Raw genomic sequence first — 20,120 nt, 5'->3', positions numbered from 1 at the left:
AAGGCATGCCTCAGGACGTCGAATTCTTCATGCCGATCCCGTCCCGTCGCAGCCGGGACTACGAACGAACCAAAGCCCAGCACCTCGCCTGGCCCCGTGCGATCGGCCTCATCAGCTCCGAAGCCGCCGAGCAGCGCCACCTCCAGGCCGACTACGCCGACCTGGCCGCCCGCTTCTACCCGTCCGCCACCGGACCGGACGCGGACCTGGGCGTCGACTTAATGACGTTCTTCTTCCTGTTCGACGACCTGTTCGACGGCCCGCGCGGTGAAGACCCCAGGGCGGCGCGCGCTCTCACCGACGCCGTGGCCGCCGCGCTCGACGGGCCACTGCCCGCTGACGCCCCGGCCATCGCGCACGGATTCTCCGACGTCTGGCGCCGGACCCGCCAGGGAATGTCGCAGGCGTGGTGCGCGAGGGCCGCCCGGACGTGGCGCGGTTACCTTTCCGGCTACGTGGACGAGGCCGCCAGCCGCCACCATCACGCGCCCTGCGCCTCGATGGCCGAGTACCTGACCATGCGCCGCCACACCATCGGGGCGATGCCCACCCTCGACCTCGCGGAAAGAGCCGGCCACTACGAAGTGCACCAGGGCCTCTTCGGCAGCGCCGTCATCACCGCGATGCTGCGGATCGCCATCGACACCAACCTGATCGACAACGACATCGCCTCGCTGGAGAAGGAAGAGGCCCGCGGGGAGCAGAACAACATCGTCCTGGTCATCCAGCGAGAGCGAGGCTGGCCCGTCCCGCGCTGCGTCGCGTACCTGCAGGACGAGGTGCGGACCCGCATCGAACAGTTCCTGATCCTCGAGGACCGCCTGCCGGAGGTCTACGACTCCTGCGGCCTGTCCGCCGCCGAACGCGCCACCGCGGACGAATATCGCGACGACGGGATCCGCGCGCTCATCCGCGGAGCCTACGACTGGCACCGGCGCTCAGGACGCTACTCGCCCGAGTACGCGATTCCGGCCGGACGCCTCGGCTACCTGGAGGAGCTGGGCGCATGATCCCCCTGGCGCCCGGAGCGCTGCCCCTCGCAGGCCACGCCCACTCCATCATCCGCAATCCCCTCGGCTTCCTCCGGACCCTGGCACCGCACGGAGACATCGTCAGGGTCCGGCTCGGGCCGATCACGGCCCTGGTGCTCTGCGACCCCGCGCTGATCCGGCAGGTCCTCCTCAACGACCGGCTGTTCGACAAAGGCGGGCCCACCTACGAGCGGGCGCGCGAGTTCCTGGGCGACAGCCTCTCCACCTGTCCGCACAGTCAGCACCGTCAGCAGCGCCGGCGGCTTCAGCCCGCGTTCCATGCCACGAGGCTCCCGCAGTACACGCGGACGATGACCGATCAGATCAGCGCGGTCACCCGCACCTGGCTCGACGGCCAGATCATCGACGTCATGACGGAGACCAAGAAGATCACCGTCCGGGTCCTGACCAGGTCGATCTTCGGGACCGACCTGTCCGATCGGGAGATCGAGCAGATCAGCCGCGGCATCGACGACATCACCGCGGGCATGCACGCCCGGATGTTCCTGCCGGCTCCGCTGGACAAGCTGCCCACCCCTCGCAACCTCCGATACCACCGGGCCAACTCCACCATCCGGGAAATCGTCCAACGGCTCATCGACGAGGACCGCCGCCGGCCCGCCGGCGCCTCCGGTCCCGAGACGCTGCTCGGCATCCTGACAGCCGACGACTGGGCCGACGGGCCCCTGTCCGACGCCGACATCCTCGACCAGGCCACGTCGTTCCTCCTGGCCGGCATGGAGACGACGGCCGAAGCCATGGCCTGGGCGCTCTGCCTGGCCGTACAGCACCCCGAGGTCATGGCGCGGCTGCGAGCCGAGACGGCCGAAGTCCTCGCCGGTGCGCCCGCGCGGTGGGAACACCTGCCAGATCTGAAACTGACCACCTCGATCATCAACGAGACCCTGCGCATGTATCCAGGGTTGTGGATCACCACCCGGGTCGCCACCGCGGATACGAAGCTGGGCGGCCATCCCATCGCGAGCGGATCCCACCTGCTCATCAGCCCGTACCTGATACAGCACCGCCCCGACATCTATCCGGATCCCGACCGTTTCGACCCCGACCGGTGGGCCGACCCCGACCCGAGCCGGCCGCTGGAGGCCTTCATCCCGTTCATGGCGGGCGCCCGCAAATGCATGGCCGCCGACTTCGCCGTCACCGAAGCGGTCCTCACCCTGGCCACCCTCACCGACGCCTGGGAGTTCACCGCTCCACCACGACGCCCCAAAGCAGCCGCCTCCGCCACCCTGCGCCCCAAAGACCTGCGCATGCGCGTCACGAGGAGAGATCAACGCCCACCCCTTCGGCAGCCGAGCGGATGACTCATCACTGTCTGGTGAGCCGCAGAGCGCCCAAAGCCCGCGGCACCGCCTTGCCCGCCGACGGCGACGACACGCTCGGCCAGGCCCCTCGTCCCCGGCCTGCTGCGCGGCGGTCAGCCGTACGGTGAGGAAGTTTTCCAGTGCGTCGGGCGGGGTGAGCCCGACGGCGGCGAGCGCCGGGTCGGTGAGGGCGGCGGTGTAGTAGGCGGTCCAGGCGGCTCTGCTCGTCGGAGGGAAGGGCCGCGACGGCGGTGAAAACGCCTCGCGGTGTCAGCTCGCCCGCGGCGGCGGCCCGCTGCTTGACCCGGCGGTCCATGCGGGCGCCCAGCTCGGTGAGGCGCGGGATGGGCGCGTACGGGGCCGGGCCCCGTCCCGGCGAAGAGGGCGTCCAGTATCCGGTCGACATACTCGTGGGTCAGTGGTTCCTGGGTGACCCTGACACGACAGGGGTGGAGGCGATCGCTCACCAGAAGGTGACCCCACCAACGTGATCACCAGCGGCCCGCCCCACCCCGCGGCAGGAAGGTCCTGGGGAAGATCCAGTCAACCCCTCGGGCTCAGGCCGGCGAAGAGGGCCTCGAAGATGCGATCGACATAGTCGTGGGTCATGGGCTCCTGAGTGATCAGGAGCCTGAAGTACAGAGGCCCGGACAGGATGGCCATGACCAGGTCGAGATCGAAGTCGGGCGCGACCTGCCCCTGGTCCTGGGCTGACTTGAGCCGGGCGACGGTCCTGTCCGTCTGCGGGCGGATGAAGCGTTCGCTGAGGCCGGCGGCGACCGCGGGATCATGCTGGGCCTCGCCCACCAGGGACTGGTAGAGCGGGCCCCACGGGGGATTGGCCAGCAGGTCCACCGCCGCGTAGGTCTGCTGCCGCAGGTCGGCCAGGACGTCGCCGGTGTCGGGAAAGTCGAGGACGGGCTCGTTCAGCGACAGCAGCGAGTCGAGGAACAACAGGCCTTTCGAGGGCCAGCGGCGGTAGATCGTGTGCTTGCCGACGCCGGCGCGCGCGGCGACCGCTTCGATGCTCAGCTTGGCATAGCCGCTCTCCTGGGCGAGGGCGAGCGTGGACTGCATGATCACTTGGGTGCGGGCGACGGCGCGCTCGGGCTGGCTGGTGGACATGCCGCCACTCTACTAAAACGGCACGTGCCGTGTTGACAACCATGAAGGACAACATTCAGACTGAACGCGTTCCGATACGGCACGAACCGTGCCGTTCTGATTTTCGGTGGCCCAGCATGAGCCATCGAGATGCCAGCGGGCAACGTCCATTGACTTTCATAAGGAGCACACCCCCATGTCCCTCACCCTCACCCTCTCCGACCAGGACAAGCACACCCTCCGCGTCGCCGCCTGGGGCGCCGTCTGGCTGATGTCCGCCGCCGGTGCCGCCGGCTCGGCTCACAAGGTCGCCACCCAGGCCATCATCGCCCTGAGCTCCGCCACCGGCCCGGTCGGGCACGTGCTCACCAAGGCGCCCACGGGCGTGAAGTACGGCAAGTCGGTGGCCGACCTCGCCGACCAGGTGCTGCCGGCCCTGACGGCAGCCATGAGCCTGCTCAAGCAGCAGGACCCGGCTGAGGCCGGCAACTTCCGCAGCACCGTCATCGTCGCCATCGACGCCGCCACCCAGGACCGGCCCAGTCCGACCCTGGCCGAGATGGCCCGCAAGATCACCGAAGCTCTCGACGCCGCTTGATGGGCCTGCCGTCCTGCGCGACTCCAGCTCGTCACGGGTCATGCCCACATGTCAGCGGCCGCGTCAGGACGGCAACAGGCCGGTATCAGCCCGGTCGGCGATGGTGGATGCCAGGAACGGCTCAGCGATTGCGGCCGGAGTTGCGCAGGACGGCACCCGGTACCAGCAGGACCGCATTCCACCATCGGGCCGTTCATTGATTTCGTACCAGATTTGAAGGAGCACACCACCATGTCCGACCAGGATCGCCCGGAGCTGCAGAAGGCCATCGAGGAGATCGTCGAATCCGGTTTCACCGGAATGACGCTGCGCGTGCACGACGAGCGAGGTGAGTGGACCGGCAGCGCCGGGGTGAGCAAGCTGGGAGAGAGCGCCAAGCCGCCGATCGACGGACATATCCGGATCGGCAGCAACGCCAAGACCTTCACCGCGACCGTGGTACTGCAGTTGGTGGCCGAAGGCAAGATCGAGCTGGACACTCCGGCTGCGGACTACCTGCCCGGGTTCGGGCTGGACGCGCGGATCACGGTGCGGATGCTGCTGCAGCACACCAGCGGGGTGTTCAACTTCACCGGCGATTACGACCCCGACGGGACGTACGTGCCGGGGATCCTCGCGACCACCGCGGGCAAGGAGTGGGTGGACAACCGGTTCAAGACCTACCTGCCGCAGGAGCTGGTGGAGCTGGCGTTGTCCAAGCCGGCGCGGTTCGAGCCGGGGACGAGGTGGAGCTACGCCAACACCAACTATGTGCTGGCCAGGCTGCTGATCGAGAAGGTCAGCGGCCGCCCGTTCCCCGAGGAGATGCGGCGGCTGATCCTGGGGCCGCTCGGGCTGACGGGCACCGTGGCGCCGACCACCCAGACGGAGATCCCCGAACCGTACGCCCACGCCTACTACCGGTACGAGGAGGACGGCGAGCAGAAGACGGTCGACGTCACCCGCCAGAACCCCTCCTGGATCTCCAGCGGCGGCGACATGATCTCGACCACCCGCGACCTGCACACGTTCATCTCCGCGCTGGTGGGCGGCAAGCTCCTGCCGGCCCCGCTGCTGGCCGAGATGTGCACCCCGTACCCGACGGGCATCCCGAACATGGGCTACGGCCTGGGGGTGTTCGTGGTGGACACGGACGGCGGCGGCACCGTCATCTCCCACAACGGCGGCATGGCGGGCCACGGGGCGCTGATGTACAGCACGCCTGACGGCGGCAAGACCCTGACCGCCTCGCTGAACTATGCCGACGACGCGGCGCTGTCTCTGGGCGCGGAGTTCCAGAAGGCGACGCAGCGGCTGGTCGACGAGGTGTTCTGCGGCGGGCAGAGCGGGTCGCGCACCAGCTAGGGCACGAACCGGACCGGCCGGGCTCGCTGAGCTCGGCCGGCCGGCCAGGGCTCCCGCTGCGTCAGGCGCAGGCGGGCTCGGCGGGATGACGGGGAACGCTGACGGCGTCCCAAGCGGCGCGGGTGGAGAGCCTGGCAGCCGAACAGTTGCAGCGCCGCCTCCAGCGAGGCGCGGCGGGCCTCCTGGTAGGTCCAGTAGTACACCTTGCGGTTGAGGGTCTCCATGGTCCCGGGCTCCGCGCCGCCGAGCTGCGCTCCGACGCGTACGGGAAACTCGAAGAGGGCGGCGAACAGGTCGTCGGCGCCGGCCACGCCCGGGTCGGCGATCCTGGCGGCTCTGAGCCTGGTGAGCCCGGCCAGCCAGTCAGAGAACGCCCAGGACGCCTCGGGCGCCGCACCCACGCCCGCCAGCTCGGCCCGCGGGTGCGCCCCCCGCCGCGACGACCCCGGCCAGCAGCAGCGGTGGGGACCTACATCCGGGTCCGGGCGTACGCCTGCAGTGCGTCGCGGACGAACCTCGCCCCCGCGGCGTCGTCGTACATGCCGGCGAAGCGGGAGTCGTCGACGAACATGTCCCCCACGCCTTTCACCATCTCGATGGAGCGCTCCCGGTCGCCCTCCGCCGTGGGGGTGCCCGGGATCTGGCTCAGCCACCGGACGTGCCGGGCGGCCAGCGACTGAGCGTGCTCCGAGGTCGGAGAGACCCCGCCCTTCGCCGCGGCGACCCATGCGGCGACAAGGTCCTCGGTGTCCTGCTTCCAGGCCCGCTGCTGGTCAAGGGTCTTGCCGTGCCACCAGTCGTTGCTCACCTGGAACGCGCGCTCGCCCCAGCGTGAGATCACCTCGTCCTTGTAGTCGTCGTTGAACCCCGCCAGCATGACGTCCATTCGCGGTTCGATCCCCGCCTGCAGGGCTTCGAGCGTGTGACGTACGGACCGGATCTGCCGTTCGATGCGGTCCCGTTCCTCTTCCAGCGCGGCGATGTGGGCGCTGAGCCCGTCACACGTGTCCACCTCGTCGGCCAGAACCTCGGCGATGGCCGGCAGGCCCATGCCGAGCCGGCGCATGAGCAGGATCCGCTGGAGCCGGGCGACCGCGGCGGCGTTGTAGTAGCGGTACCCGTTCGCGCCGATCCTGGACGGGGCCAAGAGCCCGACGCGGTCGTAGTGACGCAGGGTACGGCTGGTGATGCCGGCCCTCGCCGCGAGCTCCTGGATCGTCCACTCCATCGTTCCAGTGTCACCCGCGGCGGAGCGTGGTCGCGATGATCTCCGAGCTGTCGGCGTGCAGGGCCTGCGCCGCCGTCTGCCCGGTCGCCGCCAGGTAGGTGTCGACCAGCCGGTTGCCCGCGGCGTAACCGGCGCCCATCGGCAGCCCCACCGGGGTGAGGCCGAAGCGCTCGGCGCTGGGGTCGCCGTGCACCCAGGCGGTGAAGTTCTCCATGCCTGTCACGTCGAGCCCGGTGAGCACCTTGGCGAAGACCTCGTCGTCGTGCAGGTGCGGCACGCCGATGCGGGCGGGGCCGAGCTCGTCGCCGTAGAGCTGGCGGGCGAAGGCGTCGGCCAGGCCCTCGCCGACGATGTGATCGCCGACCGTGACGGTCATCGGGTCCCAGACGATCCCGCCCGGACCCCACCGCAGGTTGTGGTTGAGCTCGTGCACGGCGGTGGCCTCCAGCCGCTCCACGTTCTCGGGGAAGGGCCAGAACGTGATGGCGATGTGGCCCGAGATGCCGCCGAACCCGGTCAATCCCTTGCAGGGACCCATGAAGTGTTCGTCACCCGGATCGCCGAGGACGAACAGCACGGTGATGTCGGGAACCTCCAGCCCGGGCGTCGCCTCCAGCAGCACGGCGAGAGCGTCGTCGAGCGCGCGCTGCATCCGCTCCCAGGCCCCGGCCGCCGCCAGGGTTTCGAGCGCGTCGAGGCAACGCTCCTCGTCGCGGTCGATGGGGAACCCGGACGTTTCGAGGTGCACGGCCACCAGGTCGACCTCGCCGGGGTTGTAGCGGTACATGCCCCTGTTGGCCTCCAGCATCGAACGCAGCAGGTCAACGCGGTCCGCGACCGGGGCCAGCAGGATCCGCCGCATGGCGGAGTAGGTGTCAAGAACGGTGATGGACATGGCCCCGATGCTAGAAGTTGACGCAGCGTCAACGTCAAACCGGCGTCGGCGCCACCGTTCAATAGGCCACTGCAGCCCTCTCGGGTCCGTGTGGTGGGTCCTAAAGTTGCGTCCCAGCGGTGACCATCCGAGGGGGCAGCACATGACGCAGCAGGGGACCATCGCGATCGAGCGCATGGACGGATCAGCCGCGGCGCAGGCCGAGGACGTGTTCAGGGTGATCTATGCCGAAGCGTTCGCCGAGCCTCCCTACGACGAGACCGAGGACGACGTCGCCGCCGCCTTCCGCCGTTTCCCCTTCCAGGCACGCAAGCACGGCTTCCGCGCTGCCCTGGCCCGTACCGGGGACGGCGAGCCGGTCGGCATGGCGTACGGCTTCCCGCTCGACCCCGGCGCGGGCTGGTGGGACGAGCTGACCGAGCCGGTGCCCGACGACATGCGGCGGGAGGACGGGCAGCGCACCTTCGGGCTGATGGAGCTCGCCGTGCGCGGGCCGTGGCGCGGGCAGGGCATCGCGCGGCGTCTGCACGAGAGGCTGCTCGACGGCATCCCGGCCGAGCGGGTGTTGCTGAACGTCCACCCGGGCGGCAGGGCGGCGCCGGCCGCCTACCGGGCGTGGGGATACCGCAAGATCGGCGAGGCGCGGCCATGGGGGACAGGCGCGGACCTCCATGACGTGATGCTGCTCGACCTGCGCTGAAAGCAGCCTGTGCGGGGAGGCCGGGGTGGCCGCCTCGCCGCCGCTTGAGGGTCCGCGGCGGCTGAGGTGGTCACCCCGGTCAGATTCCCGCCGAAGCCGGCATTTCCGCTTAGTTCGTGATCTCGTAGCGCAGGATCGCCACGCCGTTCTCGAACGCGGTGCCCTCGATCAGCTTCAGGTCGTGCCGATCCTCGAAAATGCGGGTTCCCTTGCCGCGTGCCGCCGGGCAGACGAGCAGGGTGATCTCGTCGACGACGCCGGCGGCCAGCAGGGAGCGCATGAGCTTCAGGCTTCCCCACAGCCAGATGTCCTTGCCGCTCTGCTCCTTGAGCTCGCGGATGGTGGCGACCGGGTCGCGTGTCACGGTCGCGGCGGGGAAGTCGCCCCAGGGGGCCTCATCCAGCTTCGACGAGGCGACGAACTTGGTGAGGTCGTTGAGCTTCTTGCCGTACTCGCCCTGCTCCTCGGCGTACGGCCAGTAGCCCTTGGACTGGGCGTAGGTGTTCGCGCCGAGAATGAGCGTGTCGACCGCGTCGACGAACCCCATCATGGTCGCCTTGAACCCCGGGTTGGTGGCGTCGGAAAAGGGCTCTCCCGACACGTAGCTGAGCCCGCCGTCCTCCTCCGCGGCGATGTTGTCGACGGTGACCCACTGCTGGACTATGAGTTTTCGGGTGGCAGTCATGGCATTACCTTGTGCCATGGGCTCGCCGGCGCACAGATGCATAAGTCACCTCGCGGGCGGTGAATTTCGCCGACGTCGTCGTCGACCCCATCGCGCGCCGGCGATCAGTGGACGCCGCGGATGGTGCCGCCGTCCACCCGCAGCGTGGTACCCGTGACGTAGTCGGCGAGCGGACCGCTGAGGTAGAGGACGGCGGCGGCGATCTCCTCGGGACGGCCCATCCGGCCGGCGTCGTTGGGCACCAGCTCCTCGATCGCGTTGCGTTCGATGTCCTCCCACGTCTCTCCGCTGATGCTCTCCCTGCAGGCGGGGGTGTGGCTCATGCGCAGCGTTCCGGGCACCACGGCACTGACCCAGGGACAGCCGCAGGAGCTCGCCCGGTGAATCGAATCGCTCTTCCAGGTGCTGGTGACACCTGCATCACCGCGGCCGGAACCAGAAGCATGAGGCTCGGCAGTCCCATGGCCTGAACGCCTGCCACGACGAGCCGCGACACCAGAACGCCGCACGCAAGCGCCCGTCAGGGCAGAGCCGGTACGGCAGGCGGGGAGTCGGTCCAGCCGACCTGGATCAGCGTCTCGTCGGTGGACATCTCCGGGAACGCCTTGCCGTCGACCGTGGCCTTCCGGTCCCGTGACAGCAGCACCATCCTGTCGGTGTCGACCGTCAGCCTCTCCCTGAACACGGTGACCTGCTTCCCCCTCCCGGTCGAGCTGTCGATCACGACGGCGGCGCCCGACCTGCCCAGGCCGTCCTTCGCGGCGCCTCCGGCGCGGACGCCCGGCAGCGTCAGCAGGGCCCGGTAGGCCGCGGTACGGACCTCCTTCGGGGCGGGGACGTCGTACAGCAGCTCGGGCAGGGTGTACCGGAGCCAGCCGGGGAGGTCGCTCTCCCGGCTGGCCTGGCCCGCCTTGGTGAGCCAGTCCTTCAGCCGATCCGGGTCGGCAGGCAGGCGCTGGACCTCGTCGTACGTCAGCCACTGCTGCGCGAACCAGAACCGGTTCGATTCGCCCGGCACGGGACCCACGCGGCCTTCGGCGGGATGGGCGGACAGCTTGACGGTCTTGCCGTCGATCGACTCGCTCCACTTGGACGGGGAGCCGTCGCGCCGCCACGCCTTCTTGTCGGCAGCGGTCCCCGGCAGCGTCGCCAGCTCCCGGTATCCGAACCAGGCCCCGCCGGCAGGGGCGCTCCACCGTTCCGTGATCTCCTGCTGAACCAGCGAATAGGGGTGCGCCTTGGTGCCGAATCGCCAGGGATGGGTGGACGTCGCCACCGTCCTGCTGTGCCAGTAGGCCCCCTCGGGGGGAGCCGCCGCGACGGCCGGCGGCGCGCTCAGGACGGTAACGCCCAGGGCCACGGCGACGCCGAGAACGGTCAGCCGGTTGGCCGGGGCGGCCGGGAAACTCATCAGATTGCTCCATCGATGGGAAGTCACGACCATCCATACGCCTGGGCCGCTCCAAGGGTTGCCCGCAAAACTATTCTGCGCGGGAGGGCAACGGTTGCGAAGGCCGAGGCGTATTAGGAGGCGTGAAATCGGACAGACAGCCGTGAGCGGCGGTGAACATGACTTCGGCGCCTTCGTGGCCGCGCGTGCCACGAGCCTGCTGCGGGTCGCCTATCTCGCCTGCGGCGACAAGACCGAGGCCGAGGACCTGCTGCAGACAGCACTCGAGCGCACCTACCGGAACTGGGACCGGGTGGCCTGCCACGACAACCCCGAGCCCTACGTGCGGCGCGTCATCATCAACGCCGCCATCAGCCGCGCCCGCCGCCGGGCGATCTTCAGCATCATCCCCATGCACAGCCCGCCGGAGACGCCGGCCGATGCGAGCGACCCCGACCTGCTCCATGTGCTCATGGACGCGCTGCGCACCCTGCCGCCCCGGCAGCGGGCGGTGATCGTGTTGCGCTACTGGGAGGACCTCACCGAGACGCAGACCGCCGAGGTGCTCGGATGCGCGGTCGGCACGGTCAAGAGCCAGGCGTCGAAGGCCATGGCCAAGCTCCGTACGGCGCTCGGCCGGGACATACTGGAAGGAGCGATCAAGGATGCCCACGCTTGAGGACGAGATCCGCCGGCTCATGGCAGACGAGACGGCGAGCCTCCACGCCGCGCCTGACCTGCTGGGACGGGTGATGCGCTCCCACCGGGACAAGAGGAGGAGGGTCAGGGCCGCGGTGGCCGCGGCGGTGGCCGCGTCCGTGGTCGTCGCCGCCCCGTCCGTCGCCTACCTGACCGCCGGCGCGGCGCGCCCCATCGGCGAGCAGAGCACGCTCTCCGCGGCACCGGAACCGCCTGCCATCGACGACGTCCCGCCCGTGCGGACCGAGCCGCCCGGCCTCGGGGACCTGGGCGACGGCAGGGAGTTCGGGCATGTCAAGGTGGGGTACCTGCCCGAGGGGCTGCAGTGGTCCCAGCGGTCGGTGAACCTCGGCGACAGGTACTCGACCACGTACGTCCACGCGGGCGACGACGAGGGCTCCTATCGCGTGCAGATTCACCTGTACGAGGAGGAGGCCGTCCAGGAGGTCGACGACCAGATCCAGGCGTATCGCGGCGAGGATGACGGCGAGGAGGTCACCGTCGGCGGACGGAGCGGCTACCTGGTCGTGCAGAACGTCGGTGAGGACGGCATGAAGGGCACCCCGACCCTCTTCCTCAGAATGGGCGACAGGCAGTGGGCCGAGATCACGTTCAGCCCTGTGTACGCGCAGGAGTTCGAGGGCGCCGATGCCGTCAGCGACGAGCTCAAGAAGATCGGGGAAGGGCTCACCTCCACCCTGTGATGCGACGTTCGAACGCGGGGCCCCGCTGACGCGGCGCGTCAGCGGGGGCGGTGCCGGGGTCAGTCGCGCGGGTCCCAGCCGCGCGTGTCCACGTCGAGGTCCAGCTCGCCGGCGATGTCCCCCCAGTCCGCGAACTTGAAGTTGGTGTTCTCGCGGTCCGGCACGGTCGGCGTGTTCTCGCCGTCGTGCACGACGAAGAGGCCCTCGTCGAAGCCGCCCACCGGGATGTTGAGCACGGCGGAGCCGTCACTGTGCTCGGCCCCATCGAGGTCGCCGCCGAGGTCGCCGTCGAGGTCACCGCCGAGGTCGCCGTCCTGGTCGCCGTCCGGTGCGACGCGGAACTGGCCCAGGTAGGCGTTGCCGCCCTCGCGGCGGTAGGCGGCGAAGGTGCTGTCGCCCTGGCTGGAGGCCAGCAGGTAGCCCTTGCCGTCCGCACGGTAGTAGATCGTGAGTCCCTCGGCGTCCGCGGTCAGGTGCCGGCCGCCGTAGCCGGGGTCCGCGCCCGGGGTGCATTCCTCCGTCTCCGGGTCGTACGTGCCGGGCACGCCGTACTCGCGTGTCTTGTCCATGAGCACGGGCCGGCCGGTGAGGTCGGCCCGCATCCGCCAGACGCCGACGTCCTCCTGGGCGGCGTAGAGCACGTCCCGCTGCTGGTCCACGACCATGCCCTCGACCTGCGCCTGCTCGCCGGGCTCCAGGCAGGGGGTCCAGGTCTGGCCGTTCGGCAACGCGAACGACGCGGGCAGGTCGAGCGTCCTGACGAGCTGGTAGCCGACCTTGCCGCCCGGCTTGGCGAGCAGCTTGACCAGGCCGACCGAGGTCCTGTGGCGGCGGCTGACCAGCGCGTACGTGCCGGTCGAGTCCTTCCAGGCGGCCAGCCCGTACGCGGTCTCCGCGTCGTTGACCTGCTCCTGCGTGGCGTTGAAGACGAACGGCGCGGCCGGGTCGGTCACGTCGGTGAGCCGGCCGCCGGAGATGGCGTAGATGCGCAGCGTGTCCCGCCCGCGGTCGGAGACGATCGCCAGGTCCCGCCGGTCGAAGCCGTAGGTGACGTCGACGTTGTTGAACCGGCCCGGCTCGTCCTCGGCCCCGGGCGCGGCGGGCGCCGGGACGTGCTGGAGCTGCCGCCCGCCGAGGTCGTAGACGAAGAGCCCGCCCTCCTTGGCGGTGGCGATCACCACGCTCTGGCCGGACCTGGACGGGTGCACCCAGATCGCCGGGTCGTCGCCGTTCGCCTTGCCGCCCGCGTCGTCGTCGAACAGGGCGGGGGTCTCCACCTCGGGCTCCACCGACGGGATGCCGCTGCCGGCCGCGGGCGCCGCCAGCCCTCCTATCAGTAAGAACGTCAGAGCGGCCGGGAACAGCCTGGACAGGGGGCGCATCGTGTCTCCTCGCTCGGGGATGATGGTGCCATGCAAGTAACAACGGATTAACTACGAAATAACAGGACATATAGGTGTTCTGGCCTGCTCGGGAAGACTGGGCCGCGCTCAGCCCCGGTTGACGCGCCAGAAGTCGGAGAGCGCCTGGCGGTTCTGCAGGTCGCCGAGCAGGCCCTTGGGGTCGGTGTGGAAGAGCCGGCCCTGCCAGTCGGGCAGTCCGGGCGGGGTGACCAGGGGCTTGACCGTGCTGTTGGCCGACACGCCGCCCTCGCCGATCTCGTGCTTGACGCCCTCCTCGGTCATGATGAAGTGGACGTACAGTTTGGCCGCGTTGGGGTGCTTGCTCTTGGCGGCGATCGCGACGTACTTGGGGTAGCTGAAGCCGGCGAACGGCGTCATCCCCTCGCACGCGGCCTGGTGATAGCCCTTGTCCTCGTTGTTGCGGAACTTCGAGATCGACATGAACGCGATCTTCCGGTCCGTGGCGTCCGGCGCGCCCACGGCGGCGGAGATGTCCTCGTCCGAGCCGGTCAGCACCGGCTTGTTGAGCGAGATCCGCTTGATCCACTCGTGTGCGGCGTTCTTGTCCTCCGTCTTCAGCGCCTTGCCGTACCTGGCCCGGTACGCCTGCTCCAGCCCCGCGTTGCCGTGCGCGTCGAGCTGGGTGAAGAACGACAGCACGGTCGGCTTGCCGAGCGGGTCCTGCATCACCAGCTTGCCGGCCCACGCCGGCTCGGTCAGGTCCCAGACGTTCTTCACCGGGCAGCCGCCGGGGGAGAGCTCGGTGTTGCAGGCGAAGATCGTCGCCTTCGACAGCGCGAGCAGGGGGTTGTGGTTCTCGGCCGGGATCTGCTCCGTCAGGTCGGCGGGCACCCACGTCCGTGTCACGCCGCGCGGCATCAGCTGGCCGACCAGCACGCCGCCGTCCTCGTACATCGCCGCGTCGATCGTGACGTTGTCGTAGACCAGCACGCTGCCCTCCTTCTCGGCAGCGGCGATCAGCGCTTGAAGATCGGAGTTCGCGTCGAGCGAAGCGCTGGGCAGCGCCGTGGCGGGCGCCGCCGCAGGCCGGCCGGCGGTGGACGGGGCACAGGCCACGGCGGTCGCCGGCAACGCCACAGAGATGATCTTCCCGGTACGCCTCATGCCGGCGTCGCTCCTCTTGCCTCTCGCGATCACGGGCGCCGCCTCGGCCCCGATCGGGCACCCGCATGTAACCCACGATGAACATCTGATGAACAGTTTGTCAAGACATACTTACTTCAGCTCGTCCGGGCAACCGCTCCTCGATTGGACCGAATGTCAGGACAAAGTATTGACTGTTCATCAATTGCTCATCTAGAACTGGCGACTGGACGGCCCTGCCGGAGGGCCGGATCACGAAGTGCATGCTGATCGGCGACCGGCTCCCCAGCCTGGACATCGCCGGGACGGTCACGGTCCGGTCCGAGGCCACCTACCTGGAGGTGCTGCTCGCGCAGGCCACCAAGGGCACCGCGCTGCGCGAGTTGGCCCTGGCGCGCGGGGTGCCCACGGGGCAGGTCGCGGCCATCGGCGACAACCCCAACGATCTCGACATGATCACGGCGGCCGGGCTCGGGGTGGCGGTCGGCGGCGGCCACCCCGAGGTCCGGGCGGCCGCCGACGTGGTGGCGCGGGCCTGCGCGGACGGGGCGGTCGCGCAGGTGGTGGAGCTCGCCTTCCAGCGCAACGCGTGGTCGTGACCCGCCGTTCGGCAGGGACCGTCCCGCTCAGCTCTGGTCGCGCAGCTCGGGCGGGACGATCTGCTCGTACGCGGGCAGGTGCTTGACCAGGCCGGTGGCGCGGTGGAAGGCGATGGCCCGGTCGAAGGAGGCCCGGGCGAAGCCGATGTCCTCCGGCATCTCGGTCCGCATGAGCTCCGGCAGGTCGGTCAGCGCCTTCGGATCGATGCCCTTGAGGTAGGCCGCCAGCATCGTGGTGACCTCGGCCGCGCTGGCCTCGTGGATGTAGCGCTGGGCGCGCTGGATCGCACGCTGGAAGGCGGCGACCTCCTTGGGCTTCTTGTCGATGATCCGCTGGGTGGTGAACACCACGCCGTGCGCCGTCCGCACCAGATCGGGCACGTCCCCGGCGGCGGGCGAGATGTAGCGGGTGCCGATGCCGGCCGCCGCGGCCTGCTGCGCGATCGGCTGGAAGAAGGCCAGCGCGTCCACCCGGCCCGCCTTGAGCGCGCCCAGCGCCGACGCGGCGGTGCTGCCCAGGTTGACCAGCTCGCAGTCGGTGGCCGAGTTCAGGCCGACCTTGGCGAACAGGTACGTCACCAGCGCCTCGGTGCCGCTGCCCGGACCGGTGATGCCGATCTTCGTACCGCGTAGTGCGCGGATGCGCTGGTCGAGGGGGTCGGTCGCGGCGGCGGCGGTGAAGGAGGAGCCGACCACGACGTCCACGTAGTAGCGGTCGACGAGGTTGGCCACGAGCCGGCTCTTGTCGTCGATCCTGGCCAGGTTGAGTGCGTCGGTCAGCACCCCGGCGCCCAGGTCGATGCTGCCCGACTTGAGCGCGGCGGCGACCTTGGCGCCGGTCCCGAGCCGGGGACGGTCGCCCAGCTTGACGCCTTCCTGGGTGAAATATCCCTTCTGCTCGGCGACGAAGAGCGGGAAGAACGCGATCGAGTTGCTGATCTGGCCGACGTTCAGCACGCCGGGCGGCGTCGTCGAGCTGCGCTGCGCGCACCCGCTCGCCACCAGGACCAGGACGGCGAGGATCGCCAGGGCCCGGCGCCTCACCGGTCCGTCCCCATCGGCTTCCAGCGGCCGGCCCGGCGGTCGAGCAGCCCGACGAACAGGTTCAGCAGCGCGGCGATCACGCTCAGGACCGCGAGCGTGGCGAACACCCCCGCGGTGTCGAACTGCGCGGCCGCGTCGTTGATCAGGTAGCCCAGCCCCCGGTTGGAGGCCACCAGCTCACCGATCACCGCGCCGATGAGCGCGTAGGGGACGGCGACCTTGAGGCCGGTCAGCAGCCCGGTCATGGACGACGGGACGACCACCTTGACCATGATCTCGCGCCGGCCGCCGCCCATCAGGCGCACGGCGTCGATCAGGCCGCGGTCCACCTCGCGCACGCCCGCTGCCGTGTTGAGGAAGACCAGGAAGAACACGGTCGCGCCGGCCAGCAGGACCTTCATGTTCATGCCGATGCCGAACCAGACGATGAACAGCGGCGCCAGCGCCACCTTCGGGATCGCGTACAGGGCCATGATGAACGGGTCGAGCACCCGGTAGACGGCGGGCGCGGAGGCCAGCAGGAAGCCGGTCAGCGCGCCGGCGACCGCGCCGACCACGAAGCCGTACACGATCTCCTGCACGGTGATCCACGTGTTGGACCACAGCGTCCCGTCCTGCTGCCACTCGGCCAGGCGGGTCCAGATGTCGCTCGGCCGGCTGGTGAAGGTGATGTCGAACCACCGGTCGGCGGTCAGCTCCCACACGACCAGCAGCGCCACCACGAGCGCCGCCCGCACGGACCACACCGTGACGGTGCCGCCATGCCTGCTCCACCAGCTCCGGTCGAGGGCCACGGTCTGAACGGCGGTCATCGCACTCCCTCCCGCGAGGTCTGGACGGCGGTCATCGGGCTCCCTCCCGCAGGGCGGCGGTCAGCTCGCGGTGCAGGGCCACGAAGTGCGGGTCCACCCGCAGCTCGTCGGCGTTCCGCGGCCTGGGCAGCTCGATCCGCCGGTCCAGCTCGATGCGCCCGACCCGGCCGAGCACGACGACCCGGTCGCCGAGCAGCAGCGCCTCCTCGATGTCGTGGGTCACGAACACCACCGTCTGCCCGCTCTCCCCCCACAGCCGCAGTAATTCGGCCTGCAGGTCGCCGCGCAACTGGGCGTCGAGCGCGCCGAACGGCTCGTCCATCAGCAGCGTCTCCGGATCGCCCGCCAGCATCCTGGCCAGGCTGACCCGCCGCCGCATGCCGCCGGACAGCTCGCGCGGATAGTGCTTCTCGAACCCGTCGAGGCCGACCTTGGCGATCAGCTCCGCCGCGCGTTCCCGTCGCCGCGCCGCGGGCACGCCGCCGATCTCCATGGGCAGCTCGACGTTGCGGCGCACGTCCCGCCACGGCATGAGCGTGTCGGACTGGGTGAGATAGCCCATCTCGGTACGCGGGCCCGCGACGGCCTCGCCCCGGTAGGCGACCGAGCCCCACGTCGGCGTGGTGAGCCCGGCGAGCAGGTTGAGCATGGTGGACTTGCCGCACCCGCTGCGGCCGAGCACCGTGACGAAGCTGCCCTCCTCGATCTCGAGGTCGAAGTCGCGCAGCGCCACGATGCCCAGGTCGTCCTTGACGAACTGCTTGCCGAGCCCGCCCATCTTGATCACGGTGTCGCTCACGACACCGCCCCCGCGAGCCGGCGCGAGTTGTCCACGGCCATGGTCCGTACGTCCTTCTCGGTGTATCCCTCGGCGAGCAGCCGGTCGGCGAGCAGGGCGAGGCCGTCCTCCACGGGCGGGTTGAACGGCTGGCCGAGGTCGCTGGAGAGCACGGAATGCTCGGGGCCCACGGCGCTGATGTGCTCCAGCCACGTCTCCCAGGAGACCTTGCCGCTGTGCGGGGTGGTGAAGCAGCGTTCGAGCAGCGCCCCCTTGGCGGCCAGCGCGCGCTGCCGGTCGATCGCGACGCGCTGGGAGGTGAACTCCGGATGGGTGATCACGATGCGGCGGACGCCTTCGGCCACGGCCGCGTCCACCACGGTCTCGATCTCGGCCGCGGCCAGATGGCCGGTGGCCAGCGTCATGTCGTGCTTGGCGATCACGCGCAGCACCTGGCGGGTGGGTTCGAGCACGTCACCGCCGGCGCCCACCACCTCCACCGGATCGGCGGAGATCCCCGACTCCCGCAGGTCGGCCTGCAACCGGGCCCACATGGGCGGCGTTGCCCCCTCGGGGTCGGTGGCCGTGCAGGCCCGCTGGTTGGCGCTGTCCACCGTGGGCAGCCACACGACCTGCGCGCCGCCCCTGGCGGCGATCTCGACCGCGATGGGGTTCATGCCGCCCACGGACGCGTTCAGGGTGATCGCGCCCACCGCGCCGAAGCCCGGCACCGCGGCCCGGACCACCGCCGCCCGCTCCGCCGTGGGGACGTAGTGCGATTTGAGCACGAACCCGGCCAGCCCCACCTCGGCGAAGCGCGCCGCCAGGGTGAGGTCGTCCGTCCGTCTGCGCATCACGTCGGGCGCCACGTGGATGTGGGTGTCGTACGCGCCGGCGACCAGTTCCCGGGCGCGGGCGGACGGCGTGGGATGATCCGGCATGCCTGTCTCCCAAATTGTTGCCATCTTGGTGAAACAGATTGTTAACAATAGGAGGACGAGCGGTCAAGGGCGGATCAGCCGGCGTGTGTCCGCAATGCCGCGATCACGCTGCGCAGGTGCCGGCGGGCGGCGTGCTCGGCCGCCTCCGGGTCGCCCGCGCGTACGGCGTCGATGACGGCCAGGTGCTCGCCCAGCGACACGGCCGGCCGCCCCCGCTGCATGGCCAGCCGGTACTGGTGCCGGACGCTCTGCGCGCGCAGCCGCTCCAGCACGCCGCCCGCGACGGACTGGCCGCTCAGCTCCCTGATCCGGCGGTGCAGGAGCTGGTTGAGCTCGGAGTAGGCGAGCACGTCGCCCGACGCGACCGTCTCCGACATCCGCACGCCGATCTCACGCAGCTCCTCGGCCTCCGCCGGGGTCGCCCGTTCGGCGGCCTTGGCCGCGCACAGCCCCTCCACCACCATGCGGACCTCGGTGATCTCGATGGCCTCCGCCAGGGAGACCGCGCGCACCCGTGCGCCCCGGTTCTGGACCCGTTCCACCAGGCCCTCGTTGGCCAGCTGCAGCAGTGCGGAGCGCACCGAGCCCCGGCTCGCGGCGAAGCGCTCTGACAGGTCGGCCTCGACGAGCCGCTGGTCAGGCACGAACTCGCCGCGCAGGATCCCCTCGCGGATCGCGTCGAGCACCGTTCCCGAGTCTGTGGACACTGTCCCTCTCTCTGATTGTCAACAATCGTCTGCCGGGCATCGTATCGATCATTGACTTCGCCGTGAGAGTCCCTGCGACGGCCCAGGCCGCAGCCCTTACATCATGGTCGGCCCGAAATCCCGCCCGCCTTCGACCGAAACATAGGGTTGACTTTGGCAACAAGAGTGTCAACAATTCTGGTCACTGTTTCATCAACAAGATGTACCGGAGTTGGCGTGACTGTGATCGCGGTGCTGGGGCTGGGCGAAGCCGGCCGGATCTACGCGCGGGACCTGCGCGAAGCCGGTTTCCACGTACGGGGCTTCGACCCGTACGTGCGGGCGGACGACGAGCAGATCGAGCAGGTGCCGGCCGTGGCGGACGCGGTGGTCCCGGCCGATCTCGTGATCAGCCTGGTGGGCGCCCGCGCCGCGGAGGCGGTCGCCCGGCAGGCCCTGCCGCACTGCCCGCCGGACGCCGTCTACGCCGACCTCAACACCGGATCGCCGGCGTTGAAGCGGACCCTGGCGGAGCTGGCGGCGGCGGCGGACGTCGCGTTCGCCGACGTCGCCGTGCTGGCGCCGGTGCCCAGAAAGGGCGCCCGCACGGCGCTGATGGCCAGTGGCACCGGCGCGGAGAGGTTCGCCGAGCTGGTACGCCCGGCCGCCGTGCCCGTGGAGGCCATCCCGGGCGGGGCCGGCGCGGCGGCCGCCAGGAAGCTGCTGCGCAGCGTCTTCATGAAGGGCCTGGCCGCGCTGATGCTGGAGTGCGAGAGCGCCGCCGCCGCGGCGGGCGAGCAGGAGTGGCTGCGCGGCCAGATGGTCGGCGAGCTCTCCGGCGACGTCGGCGAGCTGATCGACCGGCTGGTCGACGGCAGCAGGGTGCACGCGGCCCGGCGGGTCCACGAGGTCGAGGACGCGGCGGGCTACCTGGCGGAGCTCGGCCGGCCCGCCTGGGTCATGGAAGCCTCCCGCACCTGGCTCGCCTCGCTGCTGGACGACTGACCGGCCATCCCGAAACCCCCGAAACCCCCGAAACCCCCGAGAGAG

The 20,120-nt window shown here is 70.1% G+C and carries 23 protein-coding genes; 9 read left to right on the top strand and 14 right to left on the bottom strand.

Features of this window, described 5'->3' with window-relative positions:
* The first annotated feature begins 5 nt into the window (after positions 1 to 5).
* A complete protein-coding gene (locus ABEA43_RS61295) occupies positions 6 to 1,010 on the top strand; it encodes a terpene synthase family protein (RefSeq protein WP_345577904.1) in 1,005 nt (334 codons plus the stop codon).
* Positions 1,007 to 2,356: a cytochrome P450 gene (locus tag ABEA43_RS61290; RefSeq protein ID WP_345577901.1), complete on the top strand. Its 1,350-nt coding sequence runs from the start codon at positions 1,007 to 1,009 to the stop codon at positions 2,354 to 2,356. Before ABEA43_RS61295 ends, ABEA43_RS61290 begins: the two co-directional genes overlap by 4 nt.
* Before the next feature lie 543 nt (positions 2,357 to 2,899).
* Here ABEA43_RS61290 and ABEA43_RS61285 read toward each other — a convergent pair.
* Positions 2,900 to 3,481, bottom strand: a complete 582-nt coding sequence (locus ABEA43_RS61285) for a TetR/AcrR family transcriptional regulator (RefSeq protein WP_345577898.1) — start codon at positions 3,479 to 3,481, stop codon at positions 2,900 to 2,902.
* Between the two features lie 175 nt (positions 3,482 to 3,656).
* On the opposite strand from ABEA43_RS61285, the gene ABEA43_RS61280 reads away from it, so the two are divergent.
* Together ABEA43_RS61280 and ABEA43_RS61275 are read left to right on the top strand one after the other, a co-directional pair.
* Entirely contained in the window at positions 3,657 to 4,058 is a 402-nt protein-coding gene (locus tag ABEA43_RS61280; protein WP_345577895.1) for a hypothetical protein, read from the top strand.
* A gap of 231 nt (positions 4,059 to 4,289) precedes the next feature.
* Positions 4,290 to 5,402 carry a serine hydrolase domain-containing protein gene (locus ABEA43_RS61275; RefSeq protein WP_345577892.1) on the top strand — a complete coding sequence of 371 codons (1,113 nt, stop codon included), beginning with the start codon at positions 4,290 to 4,292 and terminating at the stop codon, positions 5,400 to 5,402.
* On the opposite strand, the gene ABEA43_RS61270 is transcribed toward ABEA43_RS61275, so the two are convergent.
* The 3 genes from ABEA43_RS61270 to ABEA43_RS61260 all read right to left on the bottom strand — a co-directional run bounded on the left by ABEA43_RS61270 (position 5,399) and on the right by ABEA43_RS61260 (position 7,525).
* Positions 5,399 to 5,803 carry a hypothetical protein gene (locus ABEA43_RS61270; protein WP_345577889.1) on the bottom strand — a complete coding sequence of 135 codons (405 nt, stop codon included), beginning with the start codon at positions 5,801 to 5,803 and terminating at the stop codon, positions 5,399 to 5,401. The two genes, ABEA43_RS61275 and ABEA43_RS61270, sit on opposite strands and share 4 nt — an antisense overlap.
* A 68-nt stretch (positions 5,804 to 5,871) precedes the next feature.
* A complete protein-coding gene (locus ABEA43_RS61265; protein WP_345577886.1) occupies positions 5,872 to 6,630 on the bottom strand; it encodes a MerR family transcriptional regulator in 759 nt (252 codons plus the stop codon).
* Positions 6,631 to 6,640: 10 nt separating this feature from the next.
* Positions 6,641 to 7,525 carry a DUF2268 domain-containing putative Zn-dependent protease gene (locus ABEA43_RS61260; RefSeq protein ID WP_345577883.1) on the bottom strand — a complete coding sequence of 295 codons (885 nt, stop codon included), beginning with the start codon at positions 7,523 to 7,525 and terminating at the stop codon, positions 6,641 to 6,643.
* Positions 7,526 to 7,667: 142 nt separating this feature from the next.
* Between ABEA43_RS61260 and ABEA43_RS61255 the strand changes: the two genes are divergently transcribed.
* Positions 7,668 to 8,225 (top strand): GNAT family N-acetyltransferase, encoded by a 558-nt coding sequence (locus tag ABEA43_RS61255; RefSeq protein ID WP_345577880.1) that lies wholly within the window; start codon positions 7,668 to 7,670, stop codon positions 8,223 to 8,225.
* Between the two features lie 109 nt (positions 8,226 to 8,334).
* Here the strand turns inward: ABEA43_RS61255 and ABEA43_RS61250 are convergent, their stop codons facing one another.
* The 3 genes from ABEA43_RS61250 to ABEA43_RS61240 all read right to left on the bottom strand — a co-directional run bounded on the left by ABEA43_RS61250 (position 8,335) and on the right by ABEA43_RS61240 (position 10,321).
* A complete protein-coding gene (locus tag ABEA43_RS61250; RefSeq protein WP_345577877.1) occupies positions 8,335 to 8,910 on the bottom strand; it encodes a dihydrofolate reductase family protein in 576 nt (191 codons plus the stop codon).
* Between the two features lie 104 nt (positions 8,911 to 9,014).
* Entirely contained in the window at positions 9,015 to 9,233 is a 219-nt protein-coding gene (locus tag ABEA43_RS61245) for an SDR family oxidoreductase (protein ID WP_345577874.1), read from the bottom strand.
* Between the two features lie 197 nt (positions 9,234 to 9,430).
* The gene (locus tag ABEA43_RS61240) at positions 9,431 to 10,321 is read right to left on the bottom strand and encodes a hypothetical protein (RefSeq protein ID WP_345577871.1); all 891 of its coding nucleotides are present in this window, start codon (positions 10,319 to 10,321) and stop codon (positions 9,431 to 9,433) included.
* A 142-nt stretch (positions 10,322 to 10,463) separates the two neighbouring features.
* Between ABEA43_RS61240 and ABEA43_RS61235 the strand changes: the two genes are divergently transcribed.
* Together ABEA43_RS61235 and ABEA43_RS61230 are read left to right on the top strand one after the other, a co-directional pair.
* Positions 10,464 to 10,979, top strand: a complete 516-nt coding sequence (locus ABEA43_RS61235) for a SigE family RNA polymerase sigma factor (protein ID WP_345577868.1) — start codon at positions 10,464 to 10,466, stop codon at positions 10,977 to 10,979.
* On the top strand, positions 10,966 to 11,703 hold the full coding sequence (locus tag ABEA43_RS61230) for a hypothetical protein (protein ID WP_345577865.1): 738 nt from the start codon (positions 10,966 to 10,968) through the stop codon (positions 11,701 to 11,703). Before ABEA43_RS61235 ends, ABEA43_RS61230 begins: the two co-directional genes overlap by 14 nt.
* Positions 11,704 to 11,762: 59 nt before the next feature.
* Here ABEA43_RS61230 and ABEA43_RS61225 read toward each other — a convergent pair whose 3' ends face one another.
* Positions 11,763 to 13,085 carry a phytase gene (locus tag ABEA43_RS61225; protein ID WP_345577862.1) on the bottom strand — a complete coding sequence of 441 codons (1,323 nt, stop codon included), beginning with the start codon at positions 13,083 to 13,085 and terminating at the stop codon, positions 11,763 to 11,765.
* A gap of 108 nt (positions 13,086 to 13,193) precedes the next feature.
* Entirely contained in the window at positions 13,194 to 14,231 is a 1,038-nt protein-coding gene (locus ABEA43_RS61220; RefSeq protein ID WP_345577859.1) for an ABC transporter substrate-binding protein, read from the bottom strand.
* A gap of 242 nt (positions 14,232 to 14,473) precedes the next feature.
* On the opposite strand from ABEA43_RS61220, the gene ABEA43_RS61215 reads away from it, so the two are divergent.
* Positions 14,474 to 14,809, top strand: coding sequence for an HAD family hydrolase (locus ABEA43_RS61215; RefSeq protein ID WP_345577856.1), 336 nt, complete (start codon positions 14,474 to 14,476; stop codon positions 14,807 to 14,809).
* A 27-nt stretch (positions 14,810 to 14,836) separates the two neighbouring features.
* On the opposite strand, the gene ABEA43_RS61210 is transcribed toward ABEA43_RS61215, so the two are convergent.
* From ABEA43_RS61210 to ABEA43_RS61190, 5 genes are all read right to left on the bottom strand, one after another.
* Positions 14,837 to 15,853, bottom strand: a complete 1,017-nt coding sequence (locus tag ABEA43_RS61210) for an ABC transporter substrate-binding protein (protein WP_345577853.1) — start codon at positions 15,851 to 15,853, stop codon at positions 14,837 to 14,839.
* Positions 15,850 to 16,665 (bottom strand): ABC transporter permease, encoded by an 816-nt coding sequence (locus ABEA43_RS61205; RefSeq protein WP_345577850.1) that lies wholly within the window; start codon positions 16,663 to 16,665, stop codon positions 15,850 to 15,852. Before ABEA43_RS61205 ends, ABEA43_RS61210 begins: the two co-directional genes overlap by 4 nt.
* A 31-nt stretch (positions 16,666 to 16,696) precedes the next feature.
* A complete protein-coding gene (locus ABEA43_RS61200) occupies positions 16,697 to 17,464 on the bottom strand; it encodes an ABC transporter ATP-binding protein (protein WP_345577847.1) in 768 nt (255 codons plus the stop codon).
* Entirely contained in the window at positions 17,461 to 18,384 is a 924-nt protein-coding gene (locus ABEA43_RS61195; protein ID WP_345577844.1) for a DUF6282 family protein, read from the bottom strand. Before ABEA43_RS61195 ends, ABEA43_RS61200 begins: the two co-directional genes overlap by 4 nt.
* 74 nt (positions 18,385 to 18,458) lie before the next feature.
* Positions 18,459 to 19,091, bottom strand: coding sequence for a GntR family transcriptional regulator (locus ABEA43_RS61190; protein ID WP_345577841.1), 633 nt, complete (start codon positions 19,089 to 19,091; stop codon positions 18,459 to 18,461).
* Positions 19,092 to 19,307: 216 nt separating this feature from the next.
* Between ABEA43_RS61190 and ABEA43_RS61185 the strand changes: the two genes are divergently transcribed.
* Positions 19,308 to 20,075 (top strand): NAD(P)-binding domain-containing protein, encoded by a 768-nt coding sequence (locus ABEA43_RS61185; protein WP_345577838.1) that lies wholly within the window; start codon positions 19,308 to 19,310, stop codon positions 20,073 to 20,075.
* Positions 20,076 to 20,120: the final 45 nt, after the last annotated feature.

Source organism: Nonomuraea rosea (assembly GCF_039539705.1).
In the GTDB taxonomy this organism is placed as follows: domain Bacteria; phylum Actinomycetota; class Actinomycetes; order Streptosporangiales; family Streptosporangiaceae; genus Nonomuraea; species Nonomuraea rosea.
This window is presented reverse-complemented; position numbering and strand designations above follow the sequence as displayed.

Excerpts from the sequence above, each read along its gene's own strand:
- ABEA43_RS61295 (WP_345577904.1), top strand. The coding sequence starts at position 6 with ATGCCTCAGGACGTCGAATTCTTCATGCCGATCCCGTCCCGTCGCAGC.
- ABEA43_RS61290 (WP_345577901.1), top strand. The coding sequence starts at position 1,007 with ATGATCCCCCTGGCGCCCGGAGCGCTGCCCCTCGCAGGCCACGCCCAC.
- ABEA43_RS61285 (WP_345577898.1), bottom strand. The coding sequence starts at position 3,481 with ATGTCCACCAGCCAGCCCGAGCGCGCCGTCGCCCGCACCCAAGTGATC.
- ABEA43_RS61280 (WP_345577895.1), top strand. The coding sequence starts at position 3,657 with ATGTCCCTCACCCTCACCCTCTCCGACCAGGACAAGCACACCCTCCGC.
- ABEA43_RS61275 (WP_345577892.1), top strand. The coding sequence starts at position 4,290 with ATGTCCGACCAGGATCGCCCGGAGCTGCAGAAGGCCATCGAGGAGATC.
- ABEA43_RS61265 (WP_345577886.1), bottom strand. The coding sequence starts at position 6,630 with ATGGAGTGGACGATCCAGGAGCTCGCGGCGAGGGCCGGCATCACCAGC.
- ABEA43_RS61260 (WP_345577883.1), bottom strand. The coding sequence starts at position 7,525 with ATGTCCATCACCGTTCTTGACACCTACTCCGCCATGCGGCGGATCCTG.
- ABEA43_RS61255 (WP_345577880.1), top strand. The coding sequence starts at position 7,668 with ATGACGCAGCAGGGGACCATCGCGATCGAGCGCATGGACGGATCAGCC.
- ABEA43_RS61250 (WP_345577877.1), bottom strand. The coding sequence starts at position 8,910 with ATGACTGCCACCCGAAAACTCATAGTCCAGCAGTGGGTCACCGTCGAC.
- ABEA43_RS61245 (WP_345577874.1), bottom strand. The coding sequence starts at position 9,233 with ATGAGCCACACCCCCGCCTGCAGGGAGAGCATCAGCGGAGAGACGTGG.
- ABEA43_RS61240 (WP_345577871.1), bottom strand. The coding sequence starts at position 10,321 with ATGAGTTTCCCGGCCGCCCCGGCCAACCGGCTGACCGTTCTCGGCGTC.
- ABEA43_RS61230 (WP_345577865.1), top strand. The coding sequence starts at position 10,966 with ATGCCCACGCTTGAGGACGAGATCCGCCGGCTCATGGCAGACGAGACG.
- ABEA43_RS61225 (WP_345577862.1), bottom strand. The coding sequence starts at position 13,085 with ATGCGCCCCCTGTCCAGGCTGTTCCCGGCCGCTCTGACGTTCTTACTG.
- ABEA43_RS61220 (WP_345577859.1), bottom strand. The coding sequence starts at position 14,231 with ATGAGGCGTACCGGGAAGATCATCTCTGTGGCGTTGCCGGCGACCGCC.
- ABEA43_RS61215 (WP_345577856.1), top strand. The coding sequence starts at position 14,474 with ATGCTGATCGGCGACCGGCTCCCCAGCCTGGACATCGCCGGGACGGTC.
- ABEA43_RS61205 (WP_345577850.1), bottom strand. The coding sequence starts at position 16,665 with ATGACCGCCGTTCAGACCGTGGCCCTCGACCGGAGCTGGTGGAGCAGG.
- ABEA43_RS61195 (WP_345577844.1), bottom strand. The coding sequence starts at position 18,384 with ATGCCGGATCATCCCACGCCGTCCGCCCGCGCCCGGGAACTGGTCGCC.